Origin of the sequence: Paenibacillus sp. DS2015, assembly GCF_050433705.1 — a bacterium.
GTDB lineage: Bacteria > Bacillota > Bacilli > Paenibacillales > Paenibacillaceae > Paenibacillus_AQ.
In genome coordinates this window covers 1-18,940 of sequence record NZ_JBNPWS010000007.1, presented here as the reverse complement: position 1 = coordinate 18,940, position 18,940 = coordinate 1, and the positions used below count along the sequence as shown (strand labels likewise).

General features: G+C 40.7%; 21 protein-coding genes. 11 read left to right on the top strand and 10 right to left on the bottom strand.

Annotated elements, in window-relative coordinates; genetic code table 11:
* Positions 1-34 precede the first annotated feature (34 nt).
* Both J2T13_RS08455 and J2T13_RS08450 read right to left on the bottom strand, forming a co-directional pair.
* Positions 35-1,864, bottom strand: a complete 1,830-nt coding sequence (locus tag J2T13_RS08455) for an assimilatory sulfite reductase (NADPH) flavoprotein subunit (protein WP_429370236.1) — start codon at positions 1,862-1,864, stop codon at positions 35-37.
* A gap of 363 nt (positions 1,865-2,227) precedes the next feature.
* Positions 2,228-2,773, bottom strand: coding sequence for an NADPH-dependent FMN reductase (locus J2T13_RS08450; protein ID WP_429370234.1), 546 nt, complete (start codon positions 2,771-2,773; stop codon positions 2,228-2,230).
* Between the two features lie 213 nt (positions 2,774-2,986).
* Between J2T13_RS08450 and J2T13_RS08445 the strand changes: the two genes are divergently transcribed.
* Positions 2,987-3,154, top strand: coding sequence for a hypothetical protein (locus tag J2T13_RS08445; RefSeq protein WP_429370232.1), 168 nt, complete (start codon positions 2,987-2,989; stop codon positions 3,152-3,154).
* Positions 3,155-3,473: 319 nt separating this feature from the next.
* Entirely contained in the window at positions 3,474-3,788 is a 315-nt protein-coding gene (locus tag J2T13_RS08440; RefSeq protein WP_429370230.1) for a hypothetical protein, read from the top strand.
* A 178-nt stretch (positions 3,789-3,966) separates the two neighbouring features.
* On the opposite strand, the gene J2T13_RS08435 is transcribed toward J2T13_RS08440, so the two are convergent.
* Both J2T13_RS08435 and J2T13_RS08430 read right to left on the bottom strand, forming a co-directional pair.
* Positions 3,967-5,262, bottom strand: coding sequence for an arsenic transporter (locus J2T13_RS08435; RefSeq protein ID WP_429370228.1), 1,296 nt, complete (start codon positions 5,260-5,262; stop codon positions 3,967-3,969).
* Positions 5,263-5,313: 51 nt separating this feature from the next.
* On the bottom strand, positions 5,314-5,667 hold the full coding sequence (locus J2T13_RS08430; RefSeq protein ID WP_429370226.1) for an ArsR/SmtB family transcription factor: 354 nt from the start codon (positions 5,665-5,667) through the stop codon (positions 5,314-5,316).
* 121 nt (positions 5,668-5,788) lie between these two features.
* On the opposite strand from J2T13_RS08430, the gene J2T13_RS08425 reads away from it, so the two are divergent.
* Together J2T13_RS08425 and J2T13_RS08420 are read left to right on the top strand one after the other, a co-directional pair.
* Positions 5,789-6,238, top strand: a complete 450-nt coding sequence (locus J2T13_RS08425; protein WP_429370224.1) for a MarR family winged helix-turn-helix transcriptional regulator — start codon at positions 5,789-5,791, stop codon at positions 6,236-6,238.
* Positions 6,239-6,301: 63 nt separating this feature from the next.
* Positions 6,302-7,105 (top strand): arsenite methyltransferase, encoded by an 804-nt coding sequence (locus J2T13_RS08420; protein ID WP_429370222.1) that lies wholly within the window; start codon positions 6,302-6,304, stop codon positions 7,103-7,105.
* Positions 7,106-7,341: 236 nt separating this feature from the next.
* Here J2T13_RS08420 and J2T13_RS08415 read toward each other — a convergent pair whose 3' ends face one another.
* Together J2T13_RS08415 and J2T13_RS08410 are read right to left on the bottom strand one after the other, a co-directional pair.
* The gene (locus tag J2T13_RS08415) at positions 7,342-7,872 is read right to left on the bottom strand and encodes a hypothetical protein (protein ID WP_429370220.1); all 531 of its coding nucleotides are present in this window, start codon (positions 7,870-7,872) and stop codon (positions 7,342-7,344) included.
* A 72-nt stretch (positions 7,873-7,944) separates the two neighbouring features.
* Positions 7,945-8,628 (bottom strand): DNA alkylation repair protein, encoded by a 684-nt coding sequence (locus J2T13_RS08410; RefSeq protein ID WP_429370218.1) that lies wholly within the window; start codon positions 8,626-8,628, stop codon positions 7,945-7,947.
* Between the two features lie 353 nt (positions 8,629-8,981).
* On the opposite strand from J2T13_RS08410, the gene J2T13_RS08405 reads away from it, so the two are divergent.
* The 3 genes from J2T13_RS08405 to J2T13_RS08395 are packed head-to-tail and all read left to right on the top strand — an operon-like array spanning position 8,982 to position 10,382.
* Positions 8,982-9,494: an RrF2 family transcriptional regulator gene (locus tag J2T13_RS08405; RefSeq protein ID WP_429370216.1), complete on the top strand. Its 513-nt coding sequence runs from the start codon at positions 8,982-8,984 to the stop codon at positions 9,492-9,494.
* Entirely contained in the window at positions 9,481-9,966 is a 486-nt protein-coding gene (locus tag J2T13_RS08400; RefSeq protein ID WP_429370214.1) for a YhgE/Pip domain-containing protein, read from the top strand. Before J2T13_RS08405 ends, J2T13_RS08400 begins: the two co-directional genes overlap by 14 nt.
* An 8-nt stretch (positions 9,967-9,974) precedes the next feature.
* A complete protein-coding gene (locus J2T13_RS08395; protein WP_429370213.1) occupies positions 9,975-10,382 on the top strand; it encodes a YhgE/Pip family protein in 408 nt (135 codons plus the stop codon).
* Positions 10,383-10,519: 137 nt separating this feature from the next.
* On the opposite strand, the gene J2T13_RS08390 is transcribed toward J2T13_RS08395, so the two are convergent.
* The 3 genes from J2T13_RS08390 to J2T13_RS08380 form a co-directional block, all read right to left on the bottom strand.
* Complete coding sequence (locus tag J2T13_RS08390) at positions 10,520-11,056, bottom strand: superoxide dismutase family protein (RefSeq protein ID WP_429370211.1); 537 nt, start codon at positions 11,054-11,056, stop codon at positions 10,520-10,522.
* 265 nt (positions 11,057-11,321) lie between these two features.
* Complete coding sequence (locus J2T13_RS08385; protein WP_429370209.1) at positions 11,322-12,092, bottom strand: guanylate kinase; 771 nt, start codon at positions 12,090-12,092, stop codon at positions 11,322-11,324.
* Between the two features lie 147 nt (positions 12,093-12,239).
* The gene (locus J2T13_RS08380) at positions 12,240-12,410 is read right to left on the bottom strand and encodes an S-layer homology domain-containing protein (protein ID WP_429370501.1); all 171 of its coding nucleotides are present in this window, start codon (positions 12,408-12,410) and stop codon (positions 12,240-12,242) included.
* Positions 12,411-12,690: 280 nt separating this feature from the next.
* Between J2T13_RS08380 and J2T13_RS08375 the strand changes: the two genes are divergently transcribed.
* Complete coding sequence (locus J2T13_RS08375; RefSeq protein ID WP_429370208.1) at positions 12,691-13,797, top strand: glycerol dehydrogenase; 1,107 nt, start codon at positions 12,691-12,693, stop codon at positions 13,795-13,797.
* 213 nt (positions 13,798-14,010) lie between these two features.
* Here J2T13_RS08375 and J2T13_RS08370 read toward each other — a convergent pair whose 3' ends face one another.
* Positions 14,011-15,309 carry an alpha-glucosidase/alpha-galactosidase gene (locus J2T13_RS08370; RefSeq protein WP_429370206.1) on the bottom strand — a complete coding sequence of 433 codons (1,299 nt, stop codon included), beginning with the start codon at positions 15,307-15,309 and terminating at the stop codon, positions 14,011-14,013.
* Between the two features lie 248 nt (positions 15,310-15,557).
* On the opposite strand from J2T13_RS08370, the gene J2T13_RS08365 reads away from it, so the two are divergent.
* From J2T13_RS08365 to J2T13_RS08355, 3 genes are all read left to right on the top strand, one after another.
* The gene (locus J2T13_RS08365; protein ID WP_429370204.1) at positions 15,558-16,418 is read left to right on the top strand and encodes an AraC family transcriptional regulator; all 861 of its coding nucleotides are present in this window, start codon (positions 15,558-15,560) and stop codon (positions 16,416-16,418) included.
* Between the two features lie 148 nt (positions 16,419-16,566).
* Positions 16,567-18,255 (top strand): M28 family peptidase, encoded by a 1,689-nt coding sequence (locus J2T13_RS08360; RefSeq protein WP_429370202.1) that lies wholly within the window; start codon positions 16,567-16,569, stop codon positions 18,253-18,255.
* Between the two features lie 99 nt (positions 18,256-18,354).
* The gene (locus J2T13_RS08355) at positions 18,355-18,672 is read left to right on the top strand and encodes an iron-sulfur cluster biosynthesis family protein (RefSeq protein ID WP_429370200.1); all 318 of its coding nucleotides are present in this window, start codon (positions 18,355-18,357) and stop codon (positions 18,670-18,672) included.
* The last annotated feature ends 268 nt before the right edge of the window (positions 18,673-18,940 follow it).

The following is an 18,940-nucleotide window of genomic DNA, read 5'->3' as shown; positions in this document are numbered from 1 at the left end:
AAGGTTTCTCCTCTCGTGATCTTTGGGACACCTCTTAGTAAACATCCCGCTGATAACGTTTCTGCTGTTGCATAGCTGTTAAATACTCCGCTGCTTTCTCGGGGCTAAGACCACCCTCTCGTTCGAGGATCGTTAGTAGGGCCGCATTCACATCATGGGCCATCTTCTTCTCGTCACCACAGACATACACGCATGCGCCTTCTTGTAGCCATTGATAGAGCTCTTGACTCTTCTCAAGCATCCGGTGTTGTACGTATACTTTCTTGTCTGTATCACGCGAGAAGGCGACATCCATACGTGTCAGCACGCCATCCTTGAGCCACCGTTGCCATTCTGTCTGATAAAGAAAGTCTGTCGAGAAATGCTGGTCGCCGTAGAATAGCCATGTCTTACCTTCAGCTCCAGTCTCCTCTCTTTCGCCCAAGAATGCTCTAAACGGTGCAACACCCGTACCAGGTCCAACCATGATGATCGGTGTATCAGAATTCTCAGCGAGCTTGAAATTCGGATTATGCTGAATATATACAGGTAATGTGTCGCCTGACTGTACTCGTTCCGCCAGCTGAGTGGAACAGACGCCGTAACGTTCTCTTCCTTGTGCTTCATAACGAACGGTACGAACCGTAACGTGCACTTCATCTGGGAACGACTTAGAACTACTTGCAATGGAATATAAGCGTGCAGGCATTTTTCGAAGAATCGAAACAAAATCACCAGCGGCTATACCTTTCAAAGCGTAGTCTTGAACCAAATCTAATAGATCATGCTCGTCCAGATACGTTCTAAGCTCTACTTCACGTCCGGCTTCCAGAAGCTCATTCAGCCCAGTACTCGAAGTGAGATTCGCCAATTGTGTTAGTAGTGGCTTCGTTAATACTGTAATCTCGAAATGGCGAAGCAATGCTTCACGCAATGAACGCTGATCACCATTCTTATGTACTGCAACAGACTCTTCTGCATTCCAACCCATGGCTTCGATCAATTCCTCCACGAGACGAGGATGGTTCTCTGGATAGACACCTAAGCTATCTCCTGGTTCATACTGAAGATTCGATCCCTCCAGCGATATTTCAAGATGGCGTGTTTCCCGATCTGATCCACGGCCATTCAGATTCAAATTCTCTAGAACTTCAGCCTGAAAGGGATTCGTTCTTGAGTATTCTGACTCCGCATCGACTAGAGACCCATTATTTGCGACATTAGCAATTGGTGAGATCGTAGATGACTCACTTAAGGAACTGATGATTTGATTCATCCACTCCGCCGCAGGCTCGTCAAAGTCCACATCACAATCGACACGAGGGATAATCCGTTTGCCGCCCAGCTCTTCCAGACGCTTGTCGAAATCTTTACCCGTCTGACAGAAGAATTCGTATGATGTATCTCCCAACGCGAGTACAGCGTACGATAAGGCTTCTAATTGAGGTGCTCTTTTGCCATAAAGGAACTCATAGAAAGGAATCGCGTTATCTGGTGCTTCTCCTTCACCGTGAGTACTGACCAGAATCAACAAATTTTGAATTTTCTTTAAGCTATTCGTTTTGAAGTCGCCCATCGACGAAAGCGTTACCTGAAAATCACGCTCCTCCAATTTCTTGGATATCTTCGTTGCCAATCCACTACAGTTACCGGTCTGTGATCCGAACAGGATAGTTACTTCTTTAGAAATTTGAGTTATGTTCGCTGTCTCTGCCACAGATACTGACGGAGCTGTGCTTGGCGTCACCGCTACAGCTGATCCCTGAACTGCTGTTAGATAGCCGCTTAGCCAAATTTGTTGTACTGCTGTTAGCGTAGGTAAAAGGCGATTGAGTAGTTCTACTTGTTCCTGATTAAAAGGACTGTTCGTTACTTGAAATTCCAACAATTTCCACCTCACGTAGGATACAATGATATTAATTCTCAGTAATACTATCAAATTAATTTTATACTCTCTTGAAACTAACACAGCAGCTACAAGGGGTCAATTAGAATGTTCTTATAGGTTCTATCAGTTATATTGATAAAAAGCGACAATGACGACAAAGGAACATATATTAGCTTGGTCGATAAGATTTAAAGGCTCTCTTTCCAGCTTCCAATTAGGAGTACCTAGAATCGATAACACCAGCTTTTACGACATGGATAAGGATGGAACCGTAGTTCACGATAGCTCGTCCGTAGGTCCATCTTGGGCAATCCCAACGTGCCTAAATCATTCTGCAGTGATCATTGGATTGAATTACAACTATATAGAGGCCGCCTGCTCAAGCGCTCGAATTACCACTAGTAACTCCCGCTTCGTTTCAGCGTCCGTAATCACACCTTCTTTATTCAGTTTCAAAGTGATATACGGTATCATCATCGTTCCCTTTTCTACAATCTCAGCACTAATCATTTTAAGTGTAAGCAGAAGTGAAGCATGCGCTTTATCACCTCCCATAGGAGAGGGTGATGCACTAATAACTGCAGTAGGTTTATTCACAAACTCACCTGAGGAAACAATCCAGTCCAAGGCATTCTTCAAAACACCAGGGACACCGTTCCCATACTCCGGTGTACATATAAGCACACCGTCTGCCTCCTTAAGTTGTGTTCTCAGTTCTACGACAGGAGCAGGTCCCTCATTGATATCAATGTCAGGATTAAAATGCGGCAAGTCGCCCAACCCGCTATAGATGGTAAATTCCATATTTTCCAGGGCTAATGCGATAATGGCATTCATTAATGCTGAATTGGAGGACTTTTGACGAAGGCTTCCCGATATAGCCAAAATTTTAATATTTTTGTTCATCTAACACATCCCATTTCTTCTGTGAATTCTAAACTTGTAACAGTCCTGTTCTCAGAATCATATTTATATTCTCGTTTAAGATAAGATTGATATTACCATGTTAGGCGAAGTTATATCGTATATCAAGAAATAACGATTGGGGAGATTATGGATAATATCTTTGTATATCTGGAAAACTACACAATGTTGTTCTTTACCAAAGGAGGTGTGTATATGAGCAACTCAAAAAATAATGAACCCACGAAAGCAGAAGTCCAAACAACAAAGTTAAACAAATTGCCTCTTCCAGGTAAATTCGATCCGGAATTTTCCGCAGAAGAAGCTGCCGAGGTGTTTGAAGAACATACCTCTTCTACGAACAAATCACAGAAACAAGGATAAACAAAAATCGGCCTCACATTTCAAATGGAATGTGAGGCCGATTTTTTGCTTATCCCCTAGGAAACGATTCATGGTTACATTTATATGCTCATACTTAAGAGTCTAAACGAAACCAGTAGAAGAAATAAATAAGTGATGCCTACGGTACGAGTATCCAAGCTAATCTCAACATTCTTCATATAATAAAATTGTGCTATACGCTATTACATTCACACAATAATCATCTCGATTACCGAGATCCTTCGATGTCCGAGATGATCTAATGGCAATTTATTGGTTTTAGGTCAACAATCTATTTATTCCAAGGAGGATTTGAAAAATGCAATTAATAACACCGATGACGGAAGAAGGAATCAGACCTCACATAGGTAAAAGAGTATGTGCTGTATTATGTAATGGATGTCATTATTCTGGAACAATCACAGATATAAGGGACGGTCATATCATCCTAGATGGCCCTACTAATCCAAGTGCGAGGGTATGTAACGTAAAGACTAAATCTAAATCCAAAACAAAGTCCAAATCAGCTTCCGTTTCCGCATTCTATCCAGGCTATGGCTATGGCTATGGTTTTGGCTTTGGAGGGGGATTGGCTTTATCCTTGGGACTACTTGCACTGTTATTTTTAATTTAACTTATAAATCTAATGATCGTTAGGTGTACTAAAAAAGAAGAAACTACTTCCCAACAGAAGTAGTTTCTTCTTCATTTTCACGGATCGTATTACACCTAGAATTTACTAGGTTGAGAACATGATTTATTCACCCGTTACGGCGAACATTCGAATTTACTTCACGGACTTTATAAACAAATCAATAAATAATTAACCACAAATAAAGTCCTAATAGCGTGATAAATAGCGTCGGAATCGTTAATATCATTCCTATTTTAAAATATGTTCCCCAGGCGATCTTGACCCCTTTAGATGATAGAACATGAAGCCATAATAGTGTGGCTAGCGAACCAATTGGAGTGATCTTCGGACCTAAATCGGAACCAATAACATTAGCATATATCAATGCTTCCTGCATCACACCTGTTGTATTCGTAGCCTTTATAGCCAGTGCATCAATCATCACTGTTGGCATATTGTTCATAATCGATGAAATGAAGGCTGCGATGAATCCCATAGACATCGTTGCGATAAATAATCCTTGGTCGGCTGCCAACTGAATCACAATGGATAATAGGTCGGTTAATCCAGCATTCCTTAGTCCATATACGACTACGTACATTCCAATAGAGAAGAACACAATCGCCCATGGTGCACCTTTAATCACTTCTTTCGTGGGTACGTGGGGACTTCTTCTTGCCAGAAGTAAGAAAAGGATCGCAATTACTCCAGCCACAACCGATACGGGGATATTCAAAAAACCGCTGGCAAAGTAGCCAATTAAGAGTACGGCCAGAACAATCCACGAGAGATTGAACATTTTCTTATCCTTGATCGCTTCAGTAGGATTTTTTAGTTGCGCAGCATCGAAGTTTCTCGGGATACTTTTTCGAAAGAATAAATAAAGTACTAAGATACTAGCCACTAAGGAAAATAGTGTAGGGACAATCATGTGACCCGCATATTCCATAAATGTAATACCAAAGAAATCAGCAGATACAATGTTAACTAAGTTACTAACCACAAGAGGTAACGAGGTTGTGTCTGCGATGAATCCACTGGCCATAATAAACGGGAACACTTTTTTCTCATCAAAATGCAGTGCTCGAACCATCGCAAGTACAATCGGAGTCAAGATTAAAGCGGCACCGTCATTTGCAAAAAATGCAGCAACGATCGCTCCAAGAATAGTGACATAAATGAACATCCGAATTCCATTACCTCTAGCCGCTCTAGCCATATGTAAGGCAGCCCATTCAAAAAAACCTATTTTGTCTAAGATCAAAGAAATTAAGATAATGGCAACAAAAGCTAAGGTAGCATTCCATACCATTAAGGAGACATCCAGCACATCACTGAAGCTCACAACTCCTAAGAGTAATGCTAGGATAGCTCCACCACATGCAGACCACCCAATAGATAAATTTTTGGGTTGCCAGATGACAAAACCTAATGTTATTACAAATATGATTATTGCTAATATTACAGAACCCACTACTCAAACCTCCATTTATTATGCGAATCACTTAAGTCACGAAACACGATATTACTCACACACTGAGATAATCAGCTTCTTGTTTAATCGAGAGAGTATTGTCTTCGAATCAGGCATCTGCCCAAGAACGGCTTGGATATATGGCTTGTCCTCAACGTTTAATGAATAATGTACCCATTGTCCCCGTTTACTCTCTTTCACTATGCCCTGTGCTCTCAATTTCCTCAGATGTTGACTAATCGCAGGTTGTGAAATATCAAAAATCTCAACAAATTCACATACACACCATTCGCGCTCTTGTAGAAGTGATAACATCGTGAGACGTGTAATATCCCCAAGAAGCTTCAAGTTATCTGCAACCTCCGTAAGTTCCTCCACGGTCACCCTTCCTTTCCAATCATTCATTCATAAGCATATGCTTATATATTATATCTGGATCAACGAATACGCAAGAAATAAACAATCACTATATAATACTTGCATTATGCAATTATATAACTATAATGGTATCAGGAGGTGAACCTCGATGGAGAACGCTCGAGAGTTGTTTCAAATCATGACGCGTCGTTTTGGTCTACTTAACAAAAATTGTTGTAGTGTCGGGGGTTGTGATATCTCATTAGTACAAAGTCACTTGCTTTATGAAATTGATCGACAACATAACCCCTCCATGCAGCAAATTGCAGAAACACTAGGAACGGATATTACGACCTTTAGCAGGCAAATACAATCTCTAATTAAGATGAATTTGGTTACCAAAATGGCTGATCCTACGGATCGTAGAGTCTTTACCCTGTCGCTAACAACGGAAGGAATGATGATTGCTAATCTGATCGATCAACAAATGAACGATTATCTGGAAGAGATCTTTTCATATATGACGGAATTTGAGAAAGAATCAGTATTGCGGTCGGTGGAGATAATGAATGAAGCTATGGGGAAATCAAGTCGTTGTTGTGCCCCTATCAAAAGCTGATTTGTCTCGTTATATAATTGCATATAACAATTAATATTTCGGAAGAAAAGGGAGTGTTTGCTCGTGGATAAATTAATAAATGACCAAATACGTAAGAATGTAAGAAGCAGGTATCAACAAATCGCCGTTCAAAAAGTAGCTGTGAATTCTTCTTCACACTCGTCAGAAAGCTGCTGTGAGAGTCCCACAGATTTCAATGCAATATCAACAAAACTAGGTTATTCCAGTGATGAATTGTCCGCTGTTCCTGAGGGTGCAAATATGGGCTTAGGCTGTGGTAATCCACAAGCCATTGCCGCATTGATTGAGGGTGAAGTCGTTCTTGATCTTGGTAGTGGCGGTGGTTTTGATTGCTTCTTAGCATCACGCCAAGTTGGGGTTAACGGTCGAGTCATCGGTGTCGATATGACACCCGAAATGGTCAGCAAATCTCGAAGTAATGCCATCAAAGGGGATTTCCTTAATACAGAATTCCGTCTAGGTGAGATTGAGCACCTTCCTGTCGCAGACCATACCGTGAACGTTATAATCTCGAACTGTGTCATTAACCTATCCCCTGACAAGCAACAGGTGTTTAATGAAGCCTATCGTGTTCTACTGCAAGGTGGGCGCCTTGCCATTACCGACATCGTCACTTCGACTGAACTTCCAGCAGATATTAAAAACGATATGAATGATTTATATTCCGCATGTATCTCTGGTGCTTCATCCATTATGGAGCTGAAATCGATGCTTCAGCAAAGTGGATTTATTGATATTTCAATTGAACCGAAAGATGAATCAAGATCCTTTATCAAAGACTGGGTCCCGGGTTCTAATATCGACAACTACATCACATCTGCATTCATTAAGGCCATTAAACAATAGGCACGAGTCAAAGACAACCACATTAACGTGATATGGAGAATTAATTTAAAACAGAAAGAACCTGATGTGTACCCTTCAGGTTCTTAAATGTTCTCATAAGCTACCACACATCGAAGTTTCGTCTTTGTTACCCTTCAAGTTCCACATCCAATCGGATGATTTCAGATCGACTGGCGATACGAATCGGGGGTCCCCATGTACCAAATCCTGAGGATACAACAACATGCATAGTTTGCTTAAGCATATAGCCCCAGACGATTCCCCACAATATTCCCCAAGTGTATATCAGAAGCTACGGCAATGGTTAACTTACCTCTCCCTCTTCCATACTTAGAGATGGGTATACCATAAGTGCGAAGGATCGGACTCCATGCGTTATAAGATCCCCAGCTGAACAGAATAACCAATAAGATAACAGTCGTCCACCCAACAATTGGGATACAAAAGGTTTCAGCATACCCTACTCTTCTTAATAACCATGCTGCGATATCTGCAAAAGGTAAGAGGATGATCAAGAATTCCATAAAGGCTAAATAATATGACCCTACCACTTTAAGGAGGCGACCTGCCGCATTATGTTTACCCCACCGACCTAATAGATAAGAGCATACAAGAATACTGAACACGATCGAGAATCCTATAGCGGATATTGTAGTGCTGTAATGTGAAAGGAATATATAGACGTTCCAAACAATATAGGCATTCAATCCTCCAAAGATGATTATAATCATCGTAAAACTAAGAATCATTCGTAATACTCGCTTCATATGTATTACATTCCCCTTTTAAGATAATCGGTGCGTTGAATTTTTAGCGGATATGTGTCAATATCATACTCGTTATTTTCGTTTCATGCTACGAATCATTTTTTTAGTTTCCTGATCTATGCGGAATGACTCTGTTATTTTTTGTAAAGCTTTGTTAAAGGTGAAATCGTCGAGTGAGTTACTTTCTAAGTAGATCAGCGTAGGTTCAGGCAGTTTCACATAACAGCTGGATAATGCCCAAGCCACAGCCATTTTCACATAATAGCCCTCGTGTTTGACGTTATCCAAACATTCTAGAACTCGAGTGATATACTCTTCTTCGATATAGAAATCTAGTAGCATGACCACACCAAACCTTAATTCATATTCTCTATCTGATGATAGAAAAGGTTGCAAGAAATCCCATACCTGTTGCCTATTCATTTTAGTGAATTTTAGCCCTGTACAAAAACTATCGCACACCGACCAATTATCAATCTTGGGGACAAAAGTTGCCACATAGGGCAGAATCTCTTTAATATCTGCCTTTATATAACCCATGACCATACCATGTAACATGACTTCCTCAAAGTATTCACTTTCCGCCTGCTCCAGATAAGTTCGCCAATCTCCCTTAGCAATTGTCTTGGCTAACTTGCGGAGCTCTGGTAAACGTACACCTACGACATTATTGATATTCGGAATAAGAGCTGAACTGAATTTTTGATATTCCTCGTCTACCATCTCTAATATTTGTTCCTTAATCGATATCTCCATCTGGGTTCTCCTTGTCACTATCTTCCAATATTTTTCTAACTTAATATACTCCTTAATTTGAATTCATTCTAGCTTTGTTTTAACTACATCCCTGCCTATTCAAAGATATGGCCCACAGATATATGGAAGCAATTGAACCCAATCTACTTATGTTGAATGCAAAGCAGGCTTCTTCATAGTCATCCCCCTTACTTGTATTTTAACCTCATTAATGAGCGTTCTTCACATGCTGTGATATAACAGCAAGATAATGAAATGACTATTGCCAAGAATAAAATAAAGATGTATTGTGCACATTGTATATCCATTATAGATATTAAATGTACACAATGAAGTCAAGCGGAGGTGAATCCATGAAATTAACAACAGGTGTCGAGCAAGCCATCTGTATCATCGTATTATTATCTACCCAAGACAGTCGTTCACCATTGGCTTCGGATGAGATTAGTAAAAAATTAGATGTATCCCCATCCTATTTAAAGAAAATCATTCGTAAATTAGTAGTTAAGCAAATTGTCACTTCGGTTTCAGGTAATAATGGCGGTATCTCTCTTGCCAAAGAACCACAGTATATTACAGCGCTCGATATTATCGAGGCTATGGAAGGTCCTATTTCCATATTCTCCGATTCAGGGCTGATTGCTAAAGTCTTTAAAGATGGGAAATATTCCAAGAAAGGAACGGCAACGTTGTTGAGCGTCTTCGATGGAGCAAATCATTTATTACGTGATTACTTTTCCAAGATTACGACAGCCGATCTATTAAAAGAAATTATGGAGCAATCTGGACTGCCAGAACTAGATTGGAATACGACATCATTAGCAGATTTTCTTAAGAAAGAGATGAAACACGATGAAAATGCTTAAAATTGAATGGGGAAATCTGTTTAAAAATAGGATTCTTCTTGTGAGTCTTATCGTCATGATGTTCATACCCATCATGTACAGCGGTATCTTTCTAAGCTCCGCTTGGGATCCATATGGAAAAACAGCTAACTTCCCAGTTGCTGTGGTGGATCAGGATATACCTGCAGAGTATGGTGACAAAACGTTGGATGTTGGAAACGAACTTGTGAAAGAGCTACAAGGAAATGATGACTTTGAGTGGCACTTTGTGGGTCAAGAAGAAGCTACTAAGGGATTGGAAGATGGCGATTATTACATGGTCATCACGATTCCTGAAGATTTCTCTAGTAATGCTTCAACAGTCATGGATCTTGAACCTAAGCAGATGAATTTGAAGTATGAGGTTAGCCCTGCACGAAATTACTTCGGTAATGTTGTCGCGTCTCAAGGGGGCAAGCTACCTTCGGAGCACTTGTGCTCGATGCGATCATGATATGGGGAATGGGTTTACAAGTAGATCATATAGGACAATTCATACTCATCTCTATTATCTCTTCTGTGGCTTTTATGTTCTTAGTTATGCTTCTTACTGTAGCATTAGGTAATCCTGGACGTTTCTTGGCCATGATCCTACTCGTGATACAGCTTGGTGCGAGCGGCGGTATGTTCCCTATGGAACTGAACAATGGTTTCTTTAATGCTATTCACCCTTACTTACCCATGACTTTCGCTGTAGCGGGTCAACGCCAAGCCATAGCATCTGGTATGGGTAATGGAGTCTTTGGAACAAGCATTCTGATCCTGATCGGATTTATCGTTCTCTTCAATCTATTGTTGATTCTTACAATGAGTGTACGTACACGCAAAGATCACAATATTTCAACAGAGAACGAAGCGATAGCATTATAGAATATCCGTTGAAACACAAAGTCCTTTGTATCACGGAAAATGGAGAGCATTAATTTTGTGTAAAGATTATATTCAACATGATAACAAAAACATTCCTGTAGATTCATCTTCAGGAATGTTTTTTACATTTCATAACACTATTCTTGAATGGCCGCACAGGCTATCCGATCACCGGAATTCCCTGATGGATCGGTTACATAATCATCCGCCTTCTCGTGGATCACTAGGGCCGATCCTCCTGACTTCAACAGGGAGTTGGATGCACCTCTTGTAAGTGTGACCGTGTTGCTCTCTAAATCAGCTATTACGCTTCCATCCTCTTTGACATCAATGTTCAGTAGATCACCCGCATGGAACCCCTTTGGATTGTTGAACCCGTGTTCTTTAAGGTTAGGATTCAAATGCGCCCCTGCAGTTTTAAAGTCAGGAATCTCACATTTACCCACTTCATGAAAATGGATTCCATGTAGGCCTGGGGGGAGATTCTTCGCTTCGATATGTATCTGTACAGCATCAGATTTTTGAGTCAATAAGGTAGTACCTATCTGTTCACCCTTAGTGTTAATGATATTTGTCTTCACCTGCGATTCTTTCGAATTGGCGAACGCAGCTGGGATCACGAAAGCAATCACCAATAGTAGAATACCAAGCAATCCAACAACATTTTTCTTCATTACGTTATCGCCCTCCTTTATCTGAATGGGTTTCCTATTTATATGGTTACCTTTTTCCAGTAAAAGAAAACATGAATTCTCACAAAATTAATTCAATCTAATAATTCGTATTAGACAAAGCCATTTAGGAAATGAAACGATCTCAAATATGACTTTTCATGATTTGCAACGGTAAGAATTGGTGAAATCTGTTCATATATCGTACCAACGTTCTCAGTATCGCTGGCCAATAGTGCCGTTTTATCTAGTATTGCGGCACATCCCACTACTTACGCATTGGAGTATAAGATATGTTCTGAAAACCAAAATGTAGCAATGGCTCAATTCCACAGAGTTCTCCAAAGATAATACTTGTAAGACCTTGATCTAGTTCCCTGAACTCCTCACACATGATGTCATGCTTCACAACAGTAGAAGTAATACTAGTCAAAAGCTCCACTTGCACGCAATTGAATGGCTTAATAAGATGCTTTCTTTTCTCGTCACCAATATAGTTCTCATTTATCACTATGCTTTCTAAGATATCCACGGCCGATTCTAGGTCGTCATTAGTTAGCATATAATCGAATTCACCAATCAACGACTTCTCATACTCCACTGCTTTCTCACGCTCGACGGCTAGTTCACCATCCCGTAATTCTAAACGTTTATGTCTAATCTGTGTAGAGGGGGTCTTGACAAACACAGTAACACAATCATCCCCAAACCTACGCTTGAAGCTCATGGCACCATCGACATTAATATCAACAATAGGCGATAGATCTTGTTCTAGTGCTTCTAGATAGGGCTTTTCTGGGCTACCATAAAAACTACCATAGTGCTCGCTATACTCAATGAATTCATTATTCTCTATCATCTGATTAAACTGAGAAACTGTACGATAAAAATAATTAATGCCCTCCTGCTCTCCGGTCTTTATCTCACGTGTCGTCACACTTGGAAAATAAATTAGTTCATTGTCCAACCCCAACACTCTATTGATTAGGGTGTTCTTACCAGCACCAGTGTGCCCACTAATAGCAAAAAGTTTAGTCATAAACTCAACCCCTAATATGTATTAAAATAACTAACACATTTGTCATCCTCGTACAAATAATAATTTTTTCCACTCAAGCTATTATAACCGTTACGGTCTACTTTAGGTACAGGCGCTAGCCTGTACATCCTCCCCAACTTTCTATTATCAACTTAATATAAAAATAGAAGTTGAAGCTTGTCCTTCTGCTCTCGTTAAATTGGTCTTTGGTCTAAATGATCCATCCACATAACCATTAATTAAATTGCTAATAGTCAGAGTTCCCACTTCACTTCTAGCCCAAACTGATATCTTGTCGGAATCAATAAAACTTGGCACCACATCTAAAGTTGCGTCCCCATACAAAACGTTGGCTAGGATCTTAGTTGCTTGTTCTCGAAGATCAATTCCCCCAATCGATAACTTCCCAAATTTAAAATAAAGGTATATGATTAATTAATAGTATTAATCTTTTTAATTAATGCCATTAACCAATAGTTTGCTCTCCACAAGTTTTCAAAGGTACACAGTGTGCTCAGCATACTTTTTGGAGACTTAGGTTAATACTATATGGTAGCTATTTAAGACGATAGACAAAAAATTGATGGAGGCTATTACAATGACTGAATTCGTAAAATCGATTACCTCACCTAGCAAATTTCTTTCCGGACGTAATTTGCTTTCTAAACTGAACGATTATATAAAGAATTACGGAGACAATGCATACATTATTTGTGATGAATTTATTCTAGATCGTGCTAAAAAAGAAGCAGGATCTTCCATAGAATCAGCAGGCGGAAAAGTAACCTTCGAGAAATTCAACTACGAATGTACAAAAGAAGAAATTGAAAAACATCGCGAGTCGGTCCGTAACGCAGGAGCTAACATCATCGTTGGAATTGGTGGGGGTAAAACTTTAGATACAGCCAAAGCAACCGCCTATTATGAGAAGTTACCTGTCGTAATCTTCCCTACCATTGCATCTACAGATGCTCCATGTACAGCTCTAGCTGTTATCTATAAAAAAGACGGTTCTTTTGACGAATATCTCTTCTTGCCTAAAAATCCTGATATCGTTCTTGCTGACATTGAAATATTGGCTGCCGCTCCAGCACGCTTCTTTGCAGCTGGAATTGGCGATGCTCTCGCAACCTATTTCGAAGCTCGTGCTTGTTACCAATCCAACGGAGATAACCTCGTGCTAATGAAGCCATCTACTACAGGACTTGGCTTATCACGCTTGTGCTATGATACCTTGCTGGATAATGCCGTTAACGCTAAAAAGGCGGTAGATAAGAAAGTGGTAACAAAAGCGGTAGAAAATACAATTGAAGCGACAATCTATCTCAGTGGTGTCGGCGCAGAATCTGGTGGACTGGCAGCGGCTCATGCGATTCATAATGGTATGACTGCAGTTCATTCCCTACACAAAGCCCAACATGGTGAGAAAGTAACATTTGGCCTTCTGGCACAGCTCGTACTTGAAAATGCTCCAAAAGAAGAATTAGAGACCGTTATCCAGATCATTAAGGACGTTCAGCTTCCACTCACCTTAAAAGATCTTGGTGTTGATAAATTTGTAGAATCCGAGTGGCGTCAAGTCGCTGAACTGTCATGTGCACCTAATGACACTATGATCAATATGCCATTCCCTGTAACTCCTGACGATGTGTATAATGCGATTGTGGCAGCTAACGCAATTGCCGAATCATATAAAGAACAATAAAGGAACTATGACCCAACGAACCGTTTAAGTGGCTCTTTGGCAGTCTAACATGTGTTTGCAGGTCTTCCTAATATAAAAAAAAGCTCTGATCGCGAACGACGCGAACAGAGCTTTTTTTCCATTGTTGCTAGGACACGCCTACGCCAATCTCGGTGTACCTCTATTATCGGTCATTATTCATCAACCGTTTCTTAATCCGTCCCTTGTCACACATTACTTATACTGTGGTAACCAGTCTCCATGGGCAGTGATCAACTCATCACACATGCTCACAATATCATCCATTGATAACTCGGACGCCGTGTGTGGGTCCAGCATGGCTGCGTGATAGATATGCTCTCTCTTTTGTGTAACGGCCGCTTCTATCGTTAATAGCTGTGTATTAATGTTTGTGCGATTTAATGCTGCACATTGTGGAGGTAAATTACCTACGAAAGTTGGCGTTACTCCACTGCTATCAACAAAGCAAGGAACTTCTACACATGCTTCTCTCGGCAGATTGGTGATCAATCCCGTATTCATCACATTACCACCTATTTTGAATGGAACATTGGTTTCTATGGCTTCTAAGATGTAGGATGCATATTCGTGTGAGCGCTCATGCTGAAGTTCTTTATTATTGACCAATTCTTCACGCATTTCCTGCCATTGATCGATTTGTTCTACACAACGGCGTGGATATTCATCCAGCGGAATTTGAAACCGTTCAATTAATTCAGGATAATTACGTTTGATAAAATAAGGATGGTATTCCGCATTATGCTCGGACGACTCAGTAATATAATAGCCAAATTTCAGCATCATTTCATAACGGACCATATCTGTATGATGTTCTTTTTGCTTGTCCGCTGCGCGTCGTTTGATTTCAGGGTACAGATCTTCTCCGTCTTTCGTAACCTCTAGCAACCAAGCCATATGATTAATACCCGCAATCTTAGCCTGAACCCCCGTCTGATCCATTCCAAGAGGCTCAAGCAAGCCAGCAACACAATGTTGTACACTATGGCATAGTCCTACGGTCTGCACGCCTCCATAGGTACTCATAACATTCGTCAGGACTGCCATCGGATTGGTATAGTTCAGGAAGAGCGCATCAGGACAGACCTCTCTTACATCAGCTGCAAAATCCAGCATAACCGGAATAGTACGCAAATTACGGAAAATACCACCAATGCCAACCGTATCTGCAATGGTTTGACGTAGACCATACTTCTTCGGAATCTCGAAATCTGTAATTGTGCATGGATCATAGCCACCCACTTGAATCGCATTAATGACATATTTAGCTCCACGCAGTGCTTCTTTGCGATTCAGGTAAGCTTTCACAGTACAGGTACTGCCACTACTTATTTTTATATTATTTAACATGTTCTCCGAATCCGTAAGCCGTTGTAAATCAATATCAAACAAAGCAAGCTCGAAACCCTGCAGCGCTGTAGTCTTCATACAGTCACCCAATACGTTTTTGGCAAACACAGTGCTACCTGCTCCGATAAATGTAATTTTATTCATGTAGAATATTCCTCCTTATAGTTGATGAGAACGATACTGACATAACTATGTAATATGCTACAACAGAATGATCATAGCCTATTAATGCTATACTGACAGTATTATTCGCTGCTCTCTTCTATCTTCACTATAAATTAATAAGAGCATAATGAGTATGGATAAATACAGGCAACATATGGATCTTTGTTGCATTTAAACTAAGTCCGTAATAATCTAATTTTATTGCAATCTATCACAGGAGGACGTCAATGGATCCCGAACATTATGACTTTACATCAGGTTTTAATCCCTACCCTGATGAACTTGACCTAACCGTATTGTTTAGCGGCGAAGGTAAACCGCTCCCGTCTCATAAGATTGGGCCATCTGTTCACGATTACTATCTCATTCATACGGTCATGGAAGGAGAAGGCATCTTTCAGAGTGGCAATATCTCTTATAAATGTCAGGTAGGTGACACATTCGTTATTTTTCCCGGCTCACTATTCAGCTATCAGGCAGACATAGATGCTCCCTGGCATTATGCCTGGGTAGCTCTGCAAGGAAATACGGCTCTGCAGCTACTTAGCGAGATTGGCATTACTCAGAATAGACCCTTGTTACACTTAGAGCATCTGACAGAGATCCACTCCATATATGAACGTATTCGTTTGTCTTTTCAACAATCTGCTTATCCACGTCTGGAAAGTCTAGAGGCCTCAGGTTGGCTGCGGTTACTGCTCCATCAGTTCGGATTAACGAATAGAAGTATTCTACCTGTGCTTCCCAAGGAAATGCCTGATGTCATTGACCGTCAGATCGATCAGGCGATCCGTTGGATCTCACTGCAGTTCCATCAACATATTAGCATCGAACATATGGCCACAACCCTAGGCTATCATCGGGCTCATTTATCCAAAGCCTTCAAACAGAAGACCGGAATGTCTCCTAAGCAATACTTATTGAAGGTAAGAATGGATAAAGCAAAAGATTTGCTTAGTGGATCTCTAACGATCGATCAGGTATCTTCATCGGTTGGCTTTAATGATGCGCTTTATTTCTCTAGACAGTTTCACAAATGGAGTGGTATGTCACCTACAGAATACCGCCAGCTCAATCGAAAGTCGTAAGGACCAATAAGGTGTAGAGATCCCTATCCCATTGTTTCTCCAAGATGAAGTGTCGTATCGGATATCCTTTGAAAATGTCATAACCCTTCCTATGGAAATCGATTATACTAAATATGTTGTATATATTTCCAAATAAGGAGGGTGAATTGTGAGTTCAAATTATCCTATACGACCAGCCAGTACTAAACATCATTCTACATATGTCTCCGTTAGATGGATAAACTGGGTTGTTATCCCTGTACTTATTGGAGCTTCTATCTTAATCGGTCTACTACAGATTAAAGCCCCTAGTCCTGTCGATTCTAAGGCTCCGTTAGATCAGTTTTCTTCCGCCCGAGCGATGGAAAAGCTACACATGATTGCGAAGGAACCACACCCTATTGAGACACCTGCGCATGATAAAGTACGCGATTATCTGATATCAGAGCTTGAAAGTCTCGGCTTAAAACCTGAAATACAGATGTCCCATGTGAGTTCAGCTTTCTCTACTGAAAATTTCAACTTGTCAGGGAACATTGAGAACATCATCACGCGTATTCCAGGTACAGATCATAGCAAAGCCGTTATGATCACAGCACATTATGATACCGTACGCACTGGGCCCGGTGCTTCTGATGATGGTGCAGCGATTTCAGCGATGTTGGAGACGGCTCGTGCTGTGCTGGCGACAGCTCCTTTGAAGAATGATCTTATATTGCTAATGACAGATGGAGAAGAAACGGGATTACTCGGGGCTAAAGCTTTTGTTAAAGAACATCCGTGGGTTAAAGATATTGGTCTTGTACTTAATTTCGAAGCTCGTGGTAACAAAGGTCCTTCATTTATGTTTGAGACTAGCGATCAGAATGGGTGGCTTATTCAAGAGTTTATTAAAGCAGCTCCTCAACCCATCGCATACTCATTCATCTATAATATATATAAGTTAATGCCCAATGACACGGATATGACAATGTTTCGTGAAGGAGGACTTGCAGGACTAAACTTTGCCTCTGGGATGGGGTTAGATGCCTATCACCAACCTATCGATACTCCGGAAAATCTAGATCAATCAAGTCTGCAACACCATGGCGAATACATGCTTAGCTTATCTCAGCATTTTGGGAATTTGGATCTGAACCAAATTGAACAAGAAGATCGCGTATACTTCAATATCGTGGGTTCAACCATGGTCAGTTATCCGCAGTCTTTAGGCATCTGGTTGATGACATTCGGCGTACTGCTGTTTCTCATAACAGTGTGGTATGGACTTCGTCGCCGGAGGTTGAGTCTTAGGGGCATAATGGGAGGTTTCTTCATTTCGCTGCTCAGCATGGTAATCGTAAGTGGAGGGATTACACTCTTATGGGACATATTAAGATCAAATGTTTCAGATAAACAATATGAATCTATTCTGCTAAACCCTCATATTAGTATTTACTATCTGCTGAGTGTGTTATTCCTTACGTTTCTCGTGGTGTTCGTGTTAGTTCGTTGGCTTTCACAATATATTCGTACGGAGAATGTATGGATTGGAACACTATTGTTATGGCTTATTATGAGTGTAGTAACGACAGTATATCTGCCTGGCGGCAGTCATCTGTTCATCTGGCCACTCCTATTTAGCCTGATTGGATTGAATTTGTCGCTTGCCATGCGGGAAGGCGCTTGGACATGGACCTCGGTTCTATTTGCTGTACCTGGTTTCATTCTCCTCACCCCCATTGGGTACTTGATGTATATATTGTTAACACTCCATTCGGCAGGAGTCCTGATGGCGGTTGTTACGCTAGCGCTCTCTTTGATTTTCCCTGTGATATGTACGATAAAGAAACCCAAACTAGGTGAGTGGTTAGCATAGACAACAAGAAACTGATGTTGACTTCCGATAATGTATAATGGATTATAGTATATTAGATTCTCAAGCACATCATGATTATTGAAGGAGCGTGCGTATATTATGATCATTCAACTAACTCCACTGGCAGAAGATAGATTGAAAACAAGTCTTGGTGATCAACCAGGGTACTTCAAACTTTTTTATGACACGGAAGGTTGTGGTTGTGATGGCATATCCGTGTTGTTGATCATAAACGGACCAGATAGCGGAGATATTAACGTCGACGCCGGCCTAATCCCTTTACTCATCAACCCCCAGCAAGCGATTTATTACGAAGAATTCATGCGACTTGATGCAGATCCTAATTATCCTTCTTTTAAATTGTCCAGTGATTCTATGGTTTACAGTACGAATGTTACAATACGAGATATTCGCTAGACTCCAACTCCAAAAGCCGTAGGGGAATCCGCAGCGATTATTACTCCTGTTGTCAGCAGAAAATAAAGTATTAGACTGGGTTTCATTTTCTAACGTCAGTCTAATACTTATTTTATAGAGTCTGGCGGTATGACAATTCGAAAAGTCGAGTGGAATATAGACACTATCGTATCCCGTTAGATTCCTGTAGATGGATAAATTTCAGCTTTGTAAAAAAACGAGCGCCTCTGTACGATGGAAGTACGCTACGGGTCAAAAGCCCTTTAAT

Bases quoted from the DNA above. Each gene is read 5' to 3' on its own strand.
- J2T13_RS08450 (WP_429370234.1), bottom strand. From the start codon at position 2,773: ATGAACAAAAATATTAAAATTTTGGCTATATCGGGAAGCCTTCGTCAA.
- J2T13_RS08445 (WP_429370232.1), top strand. From the start codon at position 2,987: ATGAGCAACTCAAAAAATAATGAACCCACGAAAGCAGAAGTCCAAACA.
- J2T13_RS08440 (WP_429370230.1), top strand. From the start codon at position 3,474: ATGCAATTAATAACACCGATGACGGAAGAAGGAATCAGACCTCACATA.
- J2T13_RS08430 (WP_429370226.1), bottom strand. From the start codon at position 5,667: ATGAATGATTGGAAAGGAAGGGTGACCGTGGAGGAACTTACGGAGGTT.
- J2T13_RS08425 (WP_429370224.1), top strand. From the start codon at position 5,789: ATGGAGAACGCTCGAGAGTTGTTTCAAATCATGACGCGTCGTTTTGGT.
- J2T13_RS08415 (WP_429370220.1), bottom strand. From the start codon at position 7,872: ATGAAGCGAGTATTACGAATGATTCTTAGTTTTACGATGATTATAATC.
- J2T13_RS08410 (WP_429370218.1), bottom strand. From the start codon at position 8,628: ATGGAGATATCGATTAAGGAACAAATATTAGAGATGGTAGACGAGGAA.
- J2T13_RS08405 (WP_429370216.1), top strand. From the start codon at position 8,982: ATGAAATTAACAACAGGTGTCGAGCAAGCCATCTGTATCATCGTATTA.
- J2T13_RS08400 (WP_429370214.1), top strand. From the start codon at position 9,481: ATGAAAATGCTTAAAATTGAATGGGGAAATCTGTTTAAAAATAGGATT.
- J2T13_RS08395 (WP_429370213.1), top strand. From the start codon at position 9,975: ATGGGTTTACAAGTAGATCATATAGGACAATTCATACTCATCTCTATT.
- J2T13_RS08390 (WP_429370211.1), bottom strand. From the start codon at position 11,056: ATGAAGAAAAATGTTGTTGGATTGCTTGGTATTCTACTATTGGTGATT.
- J2T13_RS08385 (WP_429370209.1), bottom strand. From the start codon at position 12,092: ATGACTAAACTTTTTGCTATTAGTGGGCACACTGGTGCTGGTAAGAAC.
- J2T13_RS08375 (WP_429370208.1), top strand. From the start codon at position 12,691: ATGACTGAATTCGTAAAATCGATTACCTCACCTAGCAAATTTCTTTCC.
- J2T13_RS08370 (WP_429370206.1), bottom strand. From the start codon at position 15,309: ATGAATAAAATTACATTTATCGGAGCAGGTAGCACTGTGTTTGCCAAA.
- J2T13_RS08365 (WP_429370204.1), top strand. From the start codon at position 15,558: ATGGATCCCGAACATTATGACTTTACATCAGGTTTTAATCCCTACCCT.
- J2T13_RS08355 (WP_429370200.1), top strand. From the start codon at position 18,355: ATGATCATTCAACTAACTCCACTGGCAGAAGATAGATTGAAAACAAGT.